General features: G+C 44.0%; 11 protein-coding genes and 1 rRNA gene. 3 read left to right on the forward strand and 9 right to left on the reverse strand.

Translation table 11 applies throughout. The features are described from left to right. Window positions 1-146: 146 nt before the first annotated feature. From VRU48_RS09750 to VRU48_RS09770, 5 genes are all read right to left on the reverse strand, one after another. Window positions 147-1,304 (reverse strand): TIGR03364 family FAD-dependent oxidoreductase, encoded by a 1,158-nt coding sequence (locus tag VRU48_RS09750; RefSeq protein ID WP_330107733.1) that lies wholly within the window; start codon window positions 1,302-1,304, stop codon window positions 147-149. A 119-nt stretch (window positions 1,305-1,423) separates the two neighbouring features. Continuing rightward, window positions 1,424-1,993: a helix-turn-helix domain-containing protein gene (locus tag VRU48_RS09755; RefSeq protein ID WP_330107734.1), complete on the reverse strand. Its 570-nt coding sequence runs from the start codon at window positions 1,991-1,993 to the stop codon at window positions 1,424-1,426. A 774-nt stretch (window positions 1,994-2,767) separates the two neighbouring features. Then, entirely contained in the window at window positions 2,768-3,670 is a 903-nt protein-coding gene (locus tag VRU48_RS09760) for a metallophosphoesterase (protein ID WP_330107735.1), read from the reverse strand. 19 nt (window positions 3,671-3,689) lie between these two features. Then, on the reverse strand, window positions 3,690-5,486 hold the full coding sequence (locus VRU48_RS09765) for a RagB/SusD family nutrient uptake outer membrane protein (protein WP_330107736.1): 1,797 nt from the start codon (window positions 5,484-5,486) through the stop codon (window positions 3,690-3,692). An 11-nt stretch (window positions 5,487-5,497) separates the two neighbouring features. Then, window positions 5,498-8,677, reverse strand: coding sequence for a SusC/RagA family TonB-linked outer membrane protein (locus VRU48_RS09770; protein ID WP_330107737.1), 3,180 nt, complete (start codon window positions 8,675-8,677; stop codon window positions 5,498-5,500). Between the two features lie 269 nt (window positions 8,678-8,946). Here VRU48_RS09770 and VRU48_RS09775 point away from each other — a divergent pair, with 269 nt between their 5' ends. The 3 genes from VRU48_RS09775 (at window position 8,947) to VRU48_RS09785 (ending at window position 11,528) form a co-directional block, all read left to right on the forward strand. After that, window positions 8,947-9,561: a Pr6Pr family membrane protein gene (locus tag VRU48_RS09775; protein WP_330107738.1), complete on the forward strand. Its 615-nt coding sequence runs from the start codon at window positions 8,947-8,949 to the stop codon at window positions 9,559-9,561. A gap of 133 nt (window positions 9,562-9,694) precedes the next feature. After that, window positions 9,695-11,005, forward strand: a complete 1,311-nt coding sequence (locus VRU48_RS09780) for a sensor histidine kinase (protein ID WP_330107739.1) — start codon at window positions 9,695-9,697, stop codon at window positions 11,003-11,005. 52 nt (window positions 11,006-11,057) lie between these two features. Continuing rightward, window positions 11,058-11,528: a DUF1579 family protein gene (locus VRU48_RS09785; protein ID WP_330107740.1), complete on the forward strand. Its 471-nt coding sequence runs from the start codon at window positions 11,058-11,060 to the stop codon at window positions 11,526-11,528. A gap of 21 nt (window positions 11,529-11,549) precedes the next feature. Here the strand turns inward: VRU48_RS09785 and VRU48_RS09790 are convergent, their stop codons facing one another. The 4 genes from VRU48_RS09790 to rrf all read right to left on the reverse strand — a co-directional run. Beyond that, window positions 11,550-14,465 (reverse strand): outer membrane beta-barrel protein, encoded by a 2,916-nt coding sequence (locus VRU48_RS09790; RefSeq protein WP_330107741.1) that lies wholly within the window; start codon window positions 14,463-14,465, stop codon window positions 11,550-11,552. 39 nt (window positions 14,466-14,504) lie between these two features. Next, complete coding sequence (locus tag VRU48_RS09795) at window positions 14,505-15,365, reverse strand: hypothetical protein (protein ID WP_330107742.1); 861 nt, start codon at window positions 15,363-15,365, stop codon at window positions 14,505-14,507. A 279-nt stretch (window positions 15,366-15,644) separates the two neighbouring features. Beyond that, window positions 15,645-17,417 carry a S8 family peptidase gene (locus VRU48_RS09800; RefSeq protein WP_330107743.1) on the reverse strand — a complete coding sequence of 591 codons (1,773 nt, stop codon included), beginning with the start codon at window positions 17,415-17,417 and terminating at the stop codon, window positions 15,645-15,647. Between the two features lie 150 nt (window positions 17,418-17,567). Further along, window positions 17,568-17,644, reverse strand: a 5S ribosomal RNA gene (gene rrf / locus VRU48_RS19645); the annotation flags it as partial.

Raw genomic sequence — 17,644 nt, forward strand, 5'->3', positions numbered from 1 at the left:
ATATTAAATGGTTGGTGAAGAACACCAACTAAAGCAACGATACATTTTGATCAACTATAGGTTAGTCGGGAAATGCTTTCCCGACTATGCTAACTGTGGATTTTCAATCCACGTAAAGAACAACAGTATCAAACCTAATAATCGAATTAACTCAACAAATCTTTCACGCTTTGCTCAGCATAACCGGCGCTGGCGGTCATTCCCTTGCCCCCAATAGCCGTCCGGATGTGTATTTTATCATCTAAATCGAGGGTAACGATGTGTTTGTCGGGATGTTGTGGATAATAGCCCGCCCAATACTGCTGCATGTTGCGTACGTCAAAATTCACGATCCGCGCTGCTTCCCTTAGCATCAGTTCGTTGATGTATTGGTTAAGGTTAAAGCCCAAATCATCGATATGGTTTACGTCTGCATACTCATGCGAATCGCCAATAATGAAGCTGCCATCGCTGGCTTTTTTAAAGAGGATGTGGATACCCCATTTTTTCAGCTCTTCATAATGGGCTGGCGTTTGAATGGATTTAAACGAAGGACAATGATATTCGAAGCTTTCGTAGCGCCTGGTGGTTAATCCGGTTAGGATATTGCCTTCCAAAGCCACTTCTGGCATGGGTTGCGTGCGCATCATCTGCAATTTGCTGACCACAATGCCACTGTTGGCAAAATATTCGGGAAACAGCAGCTTAAATTCGTAGCCATTGCAGATTATCGCTTTGGTTGCATTAAACTGTTCACCTGTGCTTAACCTGATTTCCACCCCATGGTTTTTAGTTTCGCAAGCCACCACGGCAGTGTTGTAATGCAGGGTATAATGCTTAAAATCGGCCTTAAGGTATTGGTGCAGCTTTCTGATCATTTGGTCGGGCTCCACACTTACTTCCTGCGCAAAAAACAAGCCTTCTAAAGCATAGGCAGGATTTAGTGCCGGATATTTTTGCAACAAAACCGCTTGCGACAACAGCTCGCAGGCATAGCCCAGCTTATCGTAATGCGCTTTCAATTCGTGGATCAGGGTTTGCTCGTCTGGATCAGAAGCGATGTACACACTTCCGTTTTGGCGAACCGAAATAGCAGCTTTAGCTTGGATGCTTTGATACAGTTCGGTACTTCGGCAACCGTATTCGAACCAAACCCCTTCCATCCCCGAAGGAACTACCTGCCCGAAATTTCGCACGGTTGACCCTACAGGAAAGTTGTCTTTTTCCAAGTGCAGCACTTTTTTGCCTGCCAACAAGGCGTGATAGGCATGAAAAGTTCCCAAAATGCCACCGCCCACTATAATGATATCGTATGAATTATCCATTGTATTGCTTTTTTCTATTCGTCAATCGTTAGCACAATTGTAAACAAAGTTTATTATTTATAAACAAAAAGCAGGTTAAATTAACGTTAAGCTTTTAGGGTGCGTAAAACCCTGCTGAATTATTCGAAGAAATATACAACGAGCATCAGCGCCTTGGCAGTGCCCATATTTACGGGTGTATGCGAAATACGGCCGTCAAACAACATCGAATCACCTTTTTCGAGTATTACCTTTTTATTGGAGAATTGATACTCTACCGTGCCTTCGATGATGTATTTGAACTCAAAAGCTTCTGTTTGCACCATAGGCCTATGGGCACCAACTTCAAGTTCGAGCAATACAAAATCTATGGTAGACGACTTGATACTTTTAGAAAGGATCCGTTGATAATTAAAACCCACGGCCTGCTCCTTCTCAAAAGCCTGGTATTGGTCTTTGCGCTTGACCAAGATAGGTGCATCTTTTTTGTTGAAATTGATATCCTTAAAAAAAGTATTGAGGTCGATATCGAGATTTTTGATGATGTCTATCAGCACCATGAGCGAGGGAACGGTTCTGCTGTTTTCGATTTGGGAAATCAGCCCTTTACTTACCGAAGCCTTATCTGCCAGTTCTTGCACGGTAATTCCGAGTGCTTTACGTCTTTCTTTTATTTTCAGGCTAATTTGGAGGAGGGTATTCTCAGACATCTATGCTTCTTTCAGTTTAAGGTTTTACCAAATTTAAAGAAAATACCCACATTTGTACAATAAAGATTGTACAGCACAACAAAGCCTCCCAAACCGAAATTCAGGAGGCTTTTATTTTTCGTCATCTAAGGTAGATAATGGTCATTTGCACCTTAACCTTACATATATTTAAGTGTAGGTTTCCTCTAACACGTTCCTTATATCTGTTAGGTGATAAACTATATGGTAATTTTTTCACCACCTTAGACGCCTCAGCATAAACATCACTTTTAACGTTGCATTTTTTCACCATATAAGGCATTTAGGGCGACTAGGCATGTGATCTAATCTTAGATGCTCTTACATGTCTAAGGCGATAAACTACGCGGTAATTTTGTTCACCATCTTAGACGCCTTAGCGCAAGTTACGCATACAACCCAATCTTAAATACCCTTACATGTCTTAGATGGTAATTATTACACCGCTTTTTTTCACCGCCTAAGACACCTTAGTACAAGTATACGCCCCAACCTTAGATGCTCTTACATGTCTAAGGTGGTAAACTAAAAGCTAATTTTTTCACCACCTCAGACGCCTTAGACACCATAGCATAAGTTATGCACCAACCTTAACTTAAATGTTCTTAAATGCCCTAGATGGTAAACTAAACATCTTTTCACCACCTAAGGAACCTTAGACGCCTTAGCATAAGTTATGCATGTACCAATCTTAAATGTTCTTAAATGCCTTAGGTGGTAAACTACCCATCTTTTCACCTAAGGCACTATAGTGAATTAAATTTCGAATTGGTAAGGAAAATATTCGTTCTCTACCGTTCCATCACTATATAGTTTGAGCAGTGCGTAACCCGGAGGCGTTTCTTGGTAATAATAGGACGCTGCAGACTTGGCATCGCCTTTACCCCACCAAAAGCCGCTCATGGCTCCATTACAAAAATAGTTTACGCCATTATACCAAGCCCTATCCAACAAATGCTGATGACCACTCAAACAAACCTTTATTTTATCTTTATGCTTATAAAACAAAGCCTTTAGTTCTTTGTGGTCACCATGCTGACCGCCTTCCCAAGTACCAGTTACGGTTAAAATAGGATAATGCGACATGAGCAACACTGGTGTATTTGGCTTTAATCCATCCAGCTCTTTATGCAACCAGTCTGTTTGTTCCTTATCGAGCTTAATACCACTGTTATTACCATCGAGTATGATAAAATGCCAGCCATTTTGGCTAAAGCTATAATAACGGTTCGGAATTTTAAGTCGCTTAACTACATAAGGAATGCCGTACATTTCGTCGGTTTTGTCGGGTGCTTTCCACCATGGATCGTGGTTGCCTATACAACTGTACACCTTTGGCTTGGCGCGATCTATAAACTCGTCCCATACCGCCCACTGGTCGGTTACTTGCTGACGAACCACATTGTCATAAGAAGCATCGTGTATCGAATCTCCTCCGTTCAGTATAAAATCGAGTTTATGCTTCAATACTTCATCCAGACATTTTTTTGCCCTTGCCGGCACATTGTCGTTGCCTCTGATATGCACATCAGTAATGTGTGCTATGGTAAGTACTGGCTTCTGCTTTTCTTTGTTGGTGGCCGCCAAGCTTACGCCGGTTGGCAACACCCCCAAGGCACCGATCAGGCCTGTACTTTTAAGGAAATTTCTTCTTTTCATGCTTTCATTTGGTTAGTGGTTATTGGTCCCATCCAAATACCTGTTTCAATTTTGGATTGAGCGAGATCTGCCCAACTGGGATTGGACGATAGTAATATTTAGGTTCGATAAAGATTCTCGGCTGATCGCGGTCGCGCGTAAAGGCGATAAAGCCCGAAGTACCATTGGTGAGGTAAAAATTGGTATTGTTGCCCGAAGCATCTTTCAAGTAATACTTGCCTAAACCGGCTTTTACACTGGCCGGCAAATTGGCAATCGGCGATTCGTCTGATGGCGATGCCAATATCGCAATATCCTCTACCCCATCGCCAGTTACGTCCATCGCGCCCAATGCAGGCACATATATCCCCACCTGACTGTTTTGCAACAGCATGCCCGATTTCCAGCGCATCAAATCGTCGTAACGCAGCCCCTCACAGGCCAGCTCTACCCTACGCTCTCTCCTGATTTCTAACAACACCGCTTTATTAGTGGCCGTGGCGTTAGGATACATCGCAACCAAAGCAGGATCTTCTGCCACCCCCATAGCTAAATTTGGCATATTTACACGTTTTCTCAATAGGTTTACCGTTTTGTCCAAGTCGCCCTGGGTCAGTTCGCCCAGTTCGGCTTTGGCTTCGGCATTGATCAACAATACTTCGGCCAGCCTAAAAATAGGCAAATCGGTAAAATTAAGTTGCCATCCCTGCATTAATTCTGTAGAGCGCGGATAAAATTTGATCTGGTTTAGTCCACCCAAAGTTGCCTTGATTTTATAAGGCACCGTAGTACCTGTTTGTACAAAACCCGGATAGCCTATGGTTTCCATCATGCGTGGATCTCTATTGGCAAACATTTGCGTAAACAGCATTGTGTTATTGGCCGCTACAGGGGTTCCATCGGTTTTAAGGTAAGAATCGGCCAGGCTTTTGCTCAAGGCATAGGTATAATCGAATACGGTATGCGAGTTGTTGCCCCTGCCTATTTTTTGGTCAAAATCGGCCCAAAGGATAATTTCCTTATTGGTAGCCAGGGTATTTGAAGAAAACAGGTTTCTGTAATCTTCGCCGCCTTTGCCGGTATTGTAAATGCTAAATCCGCCTTCGGTCATGATTTTGCTGGTGGCATCGGCTGCTATCTTCAAAAAGCGATTATAGTCATTGCCCAAGCCCAATTCGTCGTGGTATTTTCTAAATGTACCTTCATGCAGGGCAAAACGCGCCAATAACGTTAATGCAGCCCATTTGGTAATGCGGGTATTGCCTCCGGTAGCTTGGATGTTGTCGGCGGCAAACTGCAGGTCTTCCAGGATATGGTTCACCACATCGGCTCTTGGATCCTGGCCTTTGTACAAGGCCTCGTCTTCCGAGCTCAGTACAGAACCGTACCAAGGCACATTGCTGTATTTTTTAACCTTAGCAAAATAGAACCAGCCCCTAAAAAATCGGGCGATACCAATGTAATGGTTAATTTCAGTCTGATTGCCCGTAACCGTTCCTACATGGTCTAACATATAATTGATACTCCTGAGGTTACTCCAATCGCTTTTATCCCAACCGCCATAGTTGTTCTGCGAGATGGTTCCCCGCACCAGGTTGTCTACCTCGCCACTGGCATTGTAATTTGAGATGTTGTCGGAGTTCAGGTCGTCATACCCAAACTGCAGCTGCCCATAAAGTCCGTTGGTATAGGTCTGCAGATCGGCAGGCGTTTTAAAGAAAGAAGCTGCTGTTACATTAGTTTGCGGATCTCTTTGCAGGAAATCCTTTTGGCAGCCGGCAATGAAAGTGCCACCCAGCACCAGCATGGCTATATATATTGATTGATTTAATTTCATGATTTCTGATTTTATAGCGTAAGGTTAAGGCCAAATGAATAGGTTTTTTGGAATGGATAAACATCGCCACCCAAAGCCTCTGGATCGAGGTTGCCCTTGATGTGCGAACGGTCGAGGATATTTTCGCCACTGAAATAAACCCTCAGCCTGTTGATCCTCAATTTGCTACTTAGCGACTTAGGAAAAGTATAACCGACCGTTAGGTTTTTGAGCCTTAAATAAGAAGCATCCTGCAAATACTTGGTTTGTGCCTGACCCAACTCGGTTGCATCTTCGGCGATGTAGGCCTTTAAGCGTGGGAAATAGCCATTTGGTGTTTCGGGCGACCAATGATCCAGGTTTTGAACCGTAACGTTTGTCCAAGGTTGCGCATAAACGCCCCAGAAATAGATGTTGCTTGGGTTTGGATACCAGTCTTGCTTGCCTACGCCCTGAAAAAATGCCCTTACATCGAAGCCTTTCCAGCCCAGGTTAACATCAACACCATAGCGGTAGCGGGCACTGGTGTTACCAATCCTGATCAAATCGCCGTGGTCTGACAAGGTGTTCTTTCCTTTGTTGATTTTGTTGTCGCCATTCTGATCTTTGAATTTCAAATCGCCTACGTAGAATTTATAACCGGTATCATCGGCACCTACCGCAGTTTGGTCGGCATGGCTTTTCAGTTCGGCTTCGCTTTGGAAAAAGCCTTCGGTTTGCAAACCCCATATTTCGCCCAATTCCTTGCCTACATAATAATCGCTCAGGGTTCCGGTTGGATTATCGTATTTGGTGATAAAGGTTCTGTTGTCCGAAAGATTAAAGCCCACATTATAGGTTAATGGACTGCTGGCTACGTTAATTGCATCTTTCCAGCCCAATCGCAATTCCCAACCCTTGGTTTTTAAATTGGCGGCATTAATGGTGGGCTCGGCAGTACCGAACACTCCTGGCAAGGTTTTGCCCTTGGTTAGCATGCCTTTGGTGTAGCGGGTAAACTTGTCAAAATTGAGCTCTAACCTGTTACCAAACCAGCCCATGTCAACTCCAAAGTTTACGGTCGATACCTTTTCCCAAGTGAGGCTCGGCGAAATGGCTCCCGGTGCATACACGGCCGTTGGCCTTGCTCCATCTAAAATAGAAGCAATTTGGCCCGAACCCATCGTGGCGATATACGAATAAGCGCCTACATCCTGGTTACCCAGATTTCCGTAGGAAGCCCTTAACTTAAAGAGGTCGAGATGGATATTGTTGGCGAAAGATTTGATAAACTTTTCGTTGGTAAGCACCCACGAGGCCGAAGCCGACGGGAAGAAGCCCCACCTATCGCCACTTGGAAAGCGCGAAGTTCCATCGTAACGGCCATTAAATTCGAGGATATATTTGTCGTCGTAAATATAATTGAGGCGATAAAATAGGCCACGTACTGCCCAATCGGTAATCGATTCGCTGCCTGTAACATCGCCCGTGGCCAATGAAATGGAAGGAAGATTATTGCTGATCAATATTTTTCGGTTTACAGAAGTTGAACCCGAATACCTGTATTCCTGGTTAAAACCGGCCAAGGCCTGCACATAATGCTTGTTAAAGGTTTTGTGGAAATCGGCATAAACGTTATAAAGGTTATTGCGGGTTTCGCCGTTGTCTACCTGTGCAAACGAAGGGTTAGAACCTACCAATTTTGCGGCCGTGTTTGGTCCGCTATAATAGGAAACCGGAAAATCGTTGCTTTTGTTGATTTGCGCATTTCTTCTAAAAGTTGCATCGGCCTTTAACTGAAATATATCTTTGATTACGTTTGCCGTTGCACTAAAAGTAGTTTGAAAATTGTTGGTTCGGTACATCGAATGGCCGCCTTCTTTTAAACGGCCAATAACCGCGGCGCCAGAATTGGTATAGGTACCATCGGGATTATACACCGGATCTAGCGAAGGCTGGCGGTTAACATTCCAGAAAAAATCGTTGGCCGCCACATACGGCACCTGATAATATGAGGAGGCAAAAGCGGTGTTATTTTCAATATTGAGCCAATTGAGCACCTTTAAATCTGCCTTTGCCCTCAGGTTATAGCGATCGTACGATTCTTTCGCCTCTTTTAAGGCACCATCAGTACGCATATATTCGGTAGAGATGTAATAATTCAGTTTTTCTGCACGCTTGCTTAAGCTAAAATTGGCATTGTAGCTTGGCGAATTATTGTTGTAGGCTTCTTTTAACCAATTGGTATTGCCTACGTTTTGCCAAGTGGTTGGACTTGCCGGATCGATATATACTGCTGGCAAGGACATATCTGCCGAACGTTTTTTGGCATAATCGAGGATGGCCCCGGTATAGAGGTTGTATAAAGGATAAGCTGCATCATGCTTATAGCTCATTACCGTAAACGGATCGGTAACAAGTTCGGGCAATCGGCCCACGGTTTTCAACGCATAATAGCTGTTGGCACTTACATTTAGCTGATCGCCTTTGGCCGTTTTGGTAGTAATAAGAACGACCCCAAAAGCCGCTCTTGCCCCGTAGATCGCTGCAGAAGCCGCGTCTTTAAGCACCGTAACGCTTTCAATATCGTTAGGATTGATAAGGCTAAGCTCTGTCGAGGTATAGGGCACGTTATCAACCAAAATATACGGACTGCCACCAGAAAGCGAAGTTACACCCCTGATGTTGAAACCAGGTGCATCGGTTGCCCGTCCGCTGCCAATTGACACGTTGAGGTTGGGAATGAGTCCCTGCAAGCCTGCACCCAAATTGGCAATAGGCCTGTTTTCGATTTCTTTGGCCGTGATGCCATCAACTGCGCCACTTAAATTGATTTTTTTCTGCTTGCCATAACCAACCACAACAAGCTCGTTAAGGGTTTGATTATCTTCTTTGAGCAAAATGCTGATTTCTTTTCGGCCATTGATGGCAATTTCTTGTGGCTGCGATCCGATGGAGCTGACCAAAAGTACATCGCCTGCATTGGCATTGATCTTAAAACGGCCGTCCACATCGGTAATGGCTACCACCGTAGTGCCTTTTACTTTGACCGAAGCGCCCGGAATTGGTGCACCATTTACATCGGTTACCTTTCCCGTAATCACATCGCGAACAAGAATGGCCGTTTCCTTAGCCTTCTCAACAGCGGCGGCCTGATTGGCTTGTCCTGCAAATGCCAAGGCAAATGCAAGTGCTACCAAAAGCCCTTTCTGGATTGTAATATGTTCTTTCATAGTTTAATTTTTGTTTAGCTAAACTAAACTATGTTTATTAACAAAATGAGAATTAGTCGTTAACAAATAATAAATATTGTTTACAATAACTAACTTAAAATCAATCAGAAAGCCTTTGGCTCTATATTAAATAATTGCTATTTGGCGAGCGCGTGTACCTTTTATCATTAACATAGGCTTAAAATGTCCTGAAAAATATCCCATACAAACACAAACTATTAACCATAGGTTGATTTTTATCGTTAAATTTAAATCAAATCGTATTCGCTATGAGTGGACGCAAACTGCTTTTGTTTATTATTGCAATCACCGCATGGGCATCGTTAATTGCCCAATTGGTACTTTCTTTCGGCTACAGTACAACCGACACCACAGAAACCATTGTTCGGTTCTTCAGCTTTTTCACGGTGCTGACCAATACCCTTGTCGCAATTTTTGCAAGCGTGCAATTGGTTTCTAAACCTAACCAACAGGGATTTTTTGCCAATGCCAACACGCAAACGGCCATCACCCTATACATTACCATTGTAGGCCTGGTGTTTAACCTGGTATTGCGCAGCTTATGGAAAGAGGGTGGCCTGCAGGCTCTGCTCAACGACTTGTTGCATTCTGTTGTTCCTCTATTGATGATTTTTTACTGGTGGAAATACGTAGATGGCAAAAAGGCTACCTACAAAAGCATTCCTTTTTGGCTGATCTATCCTGCAGTTTATGCCATTTATACCTTGCTAAGAGGGCCTTTTGCCACCTGGTACCCTTATCCGTTTATCAATGTAATTGAATTGGGCTATCCTATCGTATTGCGCAATAGCGCGATATTGGTGCTGGTGTTTTTGTTTTTTTCGTTCTTCTTTGTATTTCTGGGAAAAAAGAAGCCTGTGTAACCTCATGAAGCCACAAACCTATAGCCCTAAAAAAAGTTAAGACATTGCTTCACAATAACTTGCTTGTTCATTTTCCACTGAAATTGATTTGATAGTTCATCCGCTTTATATTTGGATAAAGATCAACCCTAACTTGAAATCGCTCCTAAATAAATTTGTCAGATTCTGGACCGGCGTAATTGGCAAAGAATACCAATATACCTTAGAATGCCGCATTTTTAATGCCGTAAGCATTTTGGCTGCCATAACGGCATCTGTCAATGCCGGCGTCAATTTTGCGTTGGGGCTGGCATTTTACGGTTTCATCATGTTGCCATTAATCGCTCTGCTGATTTTTGGCTATTTCCTCTCCCGCTTTAAAAACAGGCTCAGCATAGCCATTGGCCTATTTGCCATTGCCTTTAATTTGCTTTGCGGCATTACCTATTTCGTAAGCGAAGCTTCTGGAGGCGTAAACCTTTTTACTTTTATTCTCATTGTTTTTATCTTAACCATTGTAAGCGACCACAAGCAGTTTTGGATCTGGATTCCTTTTACTTTAATCGTTATTGCCGGCCTTTTTTTTACGGAATATCAATACCCCGAACTCGTTAAACAGCTATACGATACACGCCAAGCCAGGCTTTTAGACCATGTGCAAACCGTTTTTGAAGTGCTGCTGATGATCACCATCATTACGGTTTTTGTTAAAAAAAGCTATTACAAGGAAAAATGGCTGGCCGAACAGCGCTTTACTTCGCTGGAAGAAATCAACGAAACCAAAAACAAACTGTTTTCTATCGTAGCCCACGACCTAAACGCACCACTTTCTTCGATAGAAAATTATCTTTCGATACTGAACCACGTTGAAATGGATGCCGAGGAAAAAGCGAGCATCGAAAAATCGTTGCTGGTTTCTACCAAACTGACTTCTGAGATGTTGCAGAATATCCTTTCATGGTCTAAAGACCAGATGGGTGGCACCCTGGTTAACCTCAAGTCGGTTCCCATTCACGATGCCCTCTACAAAACCATACAACTTAAAGAAACCCTGGCCAAAGAGAAACACATTACCCTCGTCTATGTACCACAGCCTCATCTGGTTGCCATGGCCGATACCGATCTTTTGCAGCTGATTATCAGAAACCTGCTCAATAATGCCATCAAATTTTGCCATAACGGAGGCACGATCCTGCTCGAAACCATCGATCAGGACAGCCAATGCCTTATTCGAATCAGCGATAATGGAATTGGGATTGGAGAAGAGGAAAAATCGCAGATTTTTTCGCTAAAACATAAAGGTACTTATGGTACCAACAAAGAAAAGGGAGTTGGCTTAGGCCTTACACTGGCCAAAACCTATACCGATCTGCAACACGGCCAAATTTGGTTTGAAAGCGAAATCGGCAAAGGCACCACTTTTTACGTCAGCCTGCCCAAACCACACTTCAATTCGCTGAGCTAGCCAGCTGCACACTCATACTAAACTTTTCGGCCCTGCCAAATGTTTAACAATTATGGAAACGCCGCACTATCCCTTTGAAGAAAAACCAATCATCGTGCCTACCCGTGAGCATGCTTCGCTCGAAGCATTTGTAGGCAAATGGGCAATAGAAGGCCAAAGTTTTGCCTACTCAGCCGATACCAGCCCATCAAAAATAAAAGGCATTGTTAGCTACGAATGGCTGGTCGGAGGCTTTTTCCTCTGCTACAAATGGGACCGCTACTTTGATTTCGAAAACCATCAAGGCTTAGGTATCATTAGCCACGATGAAAATGCCCATTCTTTTGCCATTACCAATTACGACAGTCAAGGCAATATTAAAAGCTACCAGATTAGCCATGCGCCAGATACCTGGAAATTTAAGGGCGAAAAAGAACGTGCCACCTTTAAATTCGATACCGATTCCTTTACCGAAACCTGGGAAATCCTGATCGGCAAAACCTGGAAGCCTTTGTGCGAAATCAAGGCCCGTAAAATAGAATAGCGCAAAACGCGCTATCCTTTATCAATTGAAACTGCCGTCGCCCCTTCTCATGATCGGACGACCATTCCGGCCTTTTGCACCGGTCCATTTTTGAAGCCTGATGCTTGCCCTCACCATAAAATACCTGCTCAGCGCGTTGGTTTTGGTATCGGTATAGCTGCCATCGTCGGCAATGGTACGGTTTACAAAATTGTTCTGGTTCAATAAATCGAATGCCTGTACAGTTATGGTAGCCCTGCGTTTCCAAAGTTCTTTTTGGATGTAGCTGTTAATCACCAAAGGATTGTTGGTAATGTTGGCGTTAATGCCGCTTACAAAGCTCTTGCTGGCACTATAGCCCAAAATCAAACTGCCCCACATGATAAAGCGTCCATCAATATTCAGCGAAAGCGTGTTGGTACGGCTATCCCTAAAAGTAGGCAGCGAATTGCTCGATTTGGTAATGCTGTAAGCCACAAAAGGGTTTACTTCCAGCCACTCGTTGGGATTGATCCTGGCGCCCGCACGCTCGTTCATGATCCAGGTAGAAGTGGTGTTTTTGTTGAAATTACTCATCGAAACGGTATGGTTGTTGGCCACATTGCCACTAAAAGACAAATTGTACTTGCGGTCGTTCAACTGCTTGCTAATCGAGTAGTTTCCGTTAATCCTGTACACGCCACCGGTATTCAGGAAATGGGTTTCGCTTTTCCAAATGCTATCGGCACCTTTTACGTCAACGGTGTTTCTGATTACCGCATCGTCAACAAAAGTGGCATTCATGTTAAACGAGTAGTTCAGCTTTGAATTGGCGATATAGTTGTTGTAGCTCGCATTAATGGAGTGGTTAAAAGTAACCCTCAGGTTCGGATTACCTACTACCGGATTTTGCGGATTGGAAACATCCCTCACCGGTTGGATCTGATCAAAAGTAGGTTCGGTTGCATTACCCGAATAATTGATCTGCATGCTGTGCTGCCTCGACCATAAATACTGGAACCTGGCAATAGGAATAAGGTTGAAACTAGTTCTGTGCGTACTTGTGCCGAGGCTTACCTTGGTACCGCTCAAAACCGCGGGCACTGCCGTAACACCCAGTGAGAACCTGGTTTTCGAATCGCGGTCTACTCCATAACGATAATTCAGGGCGATGCGGGCCTGCGTAAACGAATAATCGTAAATATTGCTCAGCGAATCGATCACCTGATGCACGCCACCTGCGTTGATATTGCTCGTTAAAGCCGTGTTGTCGTAGCCATTGTAATTAACCTGCCCGTTAAACTCAAATTGCGATTTAACCGACAATGGCTCTACATAGGTTAAGCTGCCGCGATAGGTTCTGGTCAGATTATCCCGCTCCACAAGCCGGTGAATAAGCGAATCTTTCGACACGATGTCAGCATTGCTGCTTTCGTAAGAGATGATATTCGAATTTCTTTCCTGCTCGGCATCCTGTTTGTTGCGACTCATGCTCAGCTGTACCGAGAGGTTTCTTCTCGGTTTTTTAAAAATATGCTGATAGAACAAGGTCGCGTCAACATTTGGCCGGGTATTGCTGCTGGTATTGGCTCCGCTTTGATCCTGATTGATGTATCCCCTTTGGATTACGTTTGACTGTCCGCCATTAATAGCAGAACTATAAGTAATGTTTGGACTGAATTTGATGTAGTTGTTGCTATCGAGATTGGCTTCCAGTTCAAAACCGAAGTTATGGTTTTTAGAATTGTTTTGACTGGTGCTGTTATTGGTAGAAAAGGTAGAGCCTCTGGAGCTAAAAATCTGCGAGGCGCTGCTGTTGAGCGAGTTTACATTGTTAAAAGTATAACGATAATTGGTATTGAACTCTACTTTAGGGCTTAGTTTATCGCGGTAAGAGAACGAAGTATTGCCGGTATTGGTGGTCCCCCCGCTTCCTCCCGACGAGCTGTTGCCCCCCCCGGTATTACCACCGCCATTGCCGCCACGGTTGCCACCGCCACCTCCGGCATTGCCTCCTCCTCCATTTCCACCACCATTGGTACCACCTCCGTTGTTGCCGCTATTGGCCACGCCATTTACGGTATTGTTCAATCGGCCACTTACGCCTATGGTTTCGTTGCCGTTAATCCTTGTCCCGAAAACAGAACCCTCGTAACGCTTGTTGTTGCCCACACCGGCACTTGCATTTCCGGTATTCCCTACCGATTTATCTGCTCGGGTTACGATGTTCAGTATTTTTTCTGGGTCGCCATCTTTAATACCCGTTCTGGCTGCTTGATCGCCATAATCGTCAACAATCTGTACTTTCTCTACAATTTCGGCAGGCAGGTTCTGAATGGCTGTAGCTACGTCGCCACCCAAATAGGTTTTGCCATTGATTTTAGCCTTGGTTACGTTGTTGCCTTGATGCACCAAGGTACCGTCTGAACCTACTTCCATGCCTTCCATTTTCTTTAAAAGTTCGTCTACCGTGGCATTTTCGCGCACAATATAGTCGCTGGCCTTATATTCAACGGTATCGGTTTTATAGGTAATAGAAGGCGTTCCGTTTACCACCACCTCGTTTAAGGTATTAGCCTGGCTTTTGAGTACGATGGGATCCATGACGATACGCGGAACGGCATCGTTTTGTTTAAACTTAGCTACAATCGGTTTATAGCCCAAGCTAGTGATAGAAAGTGTATAAGTAGCCGATTTTACATTTTTGAATACGAAAATACCGTCTGGATTGGTGCTGGTTACCAAAGTGTCTTTGGGTGAAATAAGCTTAACCGTAGTGCCCGGTACGCCAAGGTCGGTCGTGTCTTTTACAATGCCGCTGATTTCGCGCAACAACAAAGGCGGTGGGGTATTCGTTTTAGGCGCGGTATTTGGCCTTACAGGCGTTTGCTGGGCATACAGGGTATTGACGAAGAAAAATCCGAGTACAAAAACAAGCAGTGCTTTTGAAAAAGCAGGATATATGGATGAATTTAGCATGTTGAGTAGAGTTTGTTTGGTTTGGATTAAAGGGCTTTGCTATTTTTTGTAAAGGGTATATTTTCCCCAGAAATCTGTTGCATTCATCAGATCCTGCGTATTGCTGCCGGCTCCGCCACCAAAACCTCCTCCTCCAGCTCTTCCGCCACCTGCTCCGCCAAAGCCTCCACGACCTCCACCAAAACCGCCTGCAGCGCCACCGCCAAAGCCGGTATTGCCTCCAAAGCCCATATTGCTCAGTCCATTTAATTTAATTTGATACGAAAGTTCTTTCGCATCGCCCACATTAATATCTAACAGACTTAACGGGATAGCCAATTCATAAACATAAGCTCCGCTTTGATCAAATGAAGCCACCGCCTTCAATCCGTATTCGTTATAAATGGAAACCAGCGAATCTGGAATAGATTTAAAGCCCGCAACTTTGATTTCTTTTACACTGGCCAATTGCTGTCTATGCAGTACAAGGTTGGCCGAATCGCGCTGTTGCTGCGTTTGTTGCGCTCTATTTTGAAAACCGCCTTGTCTTTGTCCACCCTGACCGCGCGCGCCTTGTGCACGGTTGGCTCGGTTAACCAAGGGGTAAGTAACACTCATGGCATCCTTATCGCGTTTTTTGCCTTGCGTATTGATCAGAAAAGTTAGTCCGCCTGCCATAATTTTAGTGGCATCAACCGATTTCACAATCAGGTAAAGGTTTTTATCGTCGTTGGCAATGCTATAGAAAATAGCTGTTCTTTTATTTTCGGCCGCATAGGTATCGTTCCAGTCGGAAGCTTTTCCATCAATTCTGATATTGGCCGGAGCTGGCATGCTGGCCGCTTGCACGTCTGGTAGTTTTTGGGCAATGACGCCTAAGCTCAATAGACTAAGGCAAACGAATAAGTAAAAATTTTTCATGGTGTGTTAAGTAAGTGGTATTTAAATAGGTTTAACGCAATAGACTGCTGAATTTCGGAATGGCTTAATCCAAAATTTTGAATTTTAAGGCCGTACGATTGCAAAAAATGCAATAACAGCCTCTAATGTAAAATAAAAGCCATTTTATAGCCTCTCATCGGCATCCATATCGCTAAAATGTTACGGTATGGCGTTACCTTTCCAATCCTTTTTCTGCAACAAGGCAAAAAAAAATCCCCGATAGGAATACCGGGGATTTGAGGAGTATTAAAAAATATTTTATTTCGACAGCTCGTACGACGCGGCCAACTTCAGCGCATTGTAAGCATTTACAATTCCTCCGCTTACGCAGATTTCGCTAAACAGCACACGCACATTCTCGTCTTTCTCGTTTTTATATTTCACTTTGTGGTTTACCTTGCTTACCGATTTGATGATGATATCGCGAACCTGTGCAGGGCTTAGTTCCGGATGATAGCTCAAGATCAAAGCGGCCAAGCCCGAAACAACCGGAGCAGCCATACTGGTACCATCATATTCATCGTATTTTGAGCCTGGAACGGTAGAATTGATCATAAAACCTGGCGCAAAAACATCTACATTGTATTTGCCATAGTTAGAAAACGATGCCTTTAAATCTTCGTCGTCTTTATAAGAGCTCGCGCCCACCTCTATCCAGTTGCTGGCATGTGGCAAGTTGTACTTAGCCGAATCGAGTGGCACGGGCTTGGCAAAAGGATCGGGTCTGCGCGGCCCCATGCCCATTCCCTGACCTTGTCGCATCATGTCTTCTCGTTTGGGTATCGTCAACCCTTTCTCAGGTTTTTTATGGGCTTTGGCATACGCTTCGGCTTCGGGACTATCGTAATATTTATTCGGGAAATTGTCTACGATATCGTTATTGCTGTTGTCGTTTCCAGCGGCATGAACCAAAAGCACACCTTTTGATTCGGCATATTTAACCGCTTCGTCCACTGCTTTTTTATCCCATTTATAGGCCTTACCAAAACTCATATTGATTACACGTGCCCCATTGTCAACCGCATAGCGGATGCCATTGGCTACGTCTTTATCGCGTTCATCGCCTTCGGGCACCACCCTAATGGTCATGATGCTTACATTATTGGCCACGCCCATAATCCCCAAGGCATTGTTTCTGTTGGCTCCGATAATACCCGATACGTGGGTACCGTGATCAGCATTAGGGCCGGTTACATCGTTGTTTCCATAGTTCCGTTGGTCCGAATTGGCGTAATCGTCGCCAACTAGGGCAGCCCGCTCATCGTACTTTATTTCGAGGTTATATTTGAGCATTATTTCCAGCTCGTGATAACCCTTTTGAATATTCTTATAAAATTTTTCTATGCTTCCGTCTTCTTTTGAGCCTTTGCGAATGATTTTCTTTACATACTCTTCAGTTTCGTCGTCTGCCTTGTATTTGTCGATATCTTCTAATGATGGTATCGGTTTCTTATTGATGAAAGCCACCGAATCCATGATTTTTTTAATGGCGATGTAAACCGGAAAGGCGCTGCTGGCATCGTCGTATTTCTTGCCGAAATCGGCCTGTACTTTTTTGTAAAGTGCATATTCCACTTTTTCGGCACTGTCTAGCACCGTGCTCATGATGGTTGATTTGTATTTAGGCTCCAATTTCCTTTTGATCCTTACCAGTTCAAGGTTATCGTAGGCCAGATTGCCTTTGTTTGAACCGATGAAATTCCAGCCATGAACGTCGTCTACATAACCATTTCCGTCATCATCAATGCCGTTTCCAGGAATCTCTTTGGTGTTGGTCCACAATACGTCCTTAAGATCTTCGTGTTTAATGTCTGTACCGCCATCGATAACGGCTACAATGATTTTTTGTTTAGGCTTTTTGTCTTTGAGCAATTCGGCGTAGGCCTTTTCGGTACTGATGCCAAAATAGCCACTGGTTAGCAAATCGAGATTGAACCAGTTGGGAGGCAGGGTTACATTTTTATCTTGGGCAAAGAGCGGTGATGCCAGACCGATGAAAAGCGCAAAAAACAGACTAATCTTCAATTTCATGGTTAAAATACTTTCAGAGATTAACGTAATTTACAATAATACAGTTTTAAAATAGTTAGGACGCTAGTTTAAGCCGATTTTAACAAATATTTAACAGGAGGGTATAAACGACAAAAGGCCATCTGCAATGCAGACGGCCTCTGTTTTAAAATTTGGCGCCGACCTACTCTCCCACGTGTTACCGCAGTACCATCGGCTCAGGCGGGCTTAACTTCTCTGTTCGGAAT

This window comes from Pedobacter albus (assembly GCF_036324255.1).
In the GTDB taxonomy this organism is placed as follows: domain Bacteria; phylum Bacteroidota; class Bacteroidia; order Sphingobacteriales; family Sphingobacteriaceae; genus Pedobacter; species Pedobacter albus.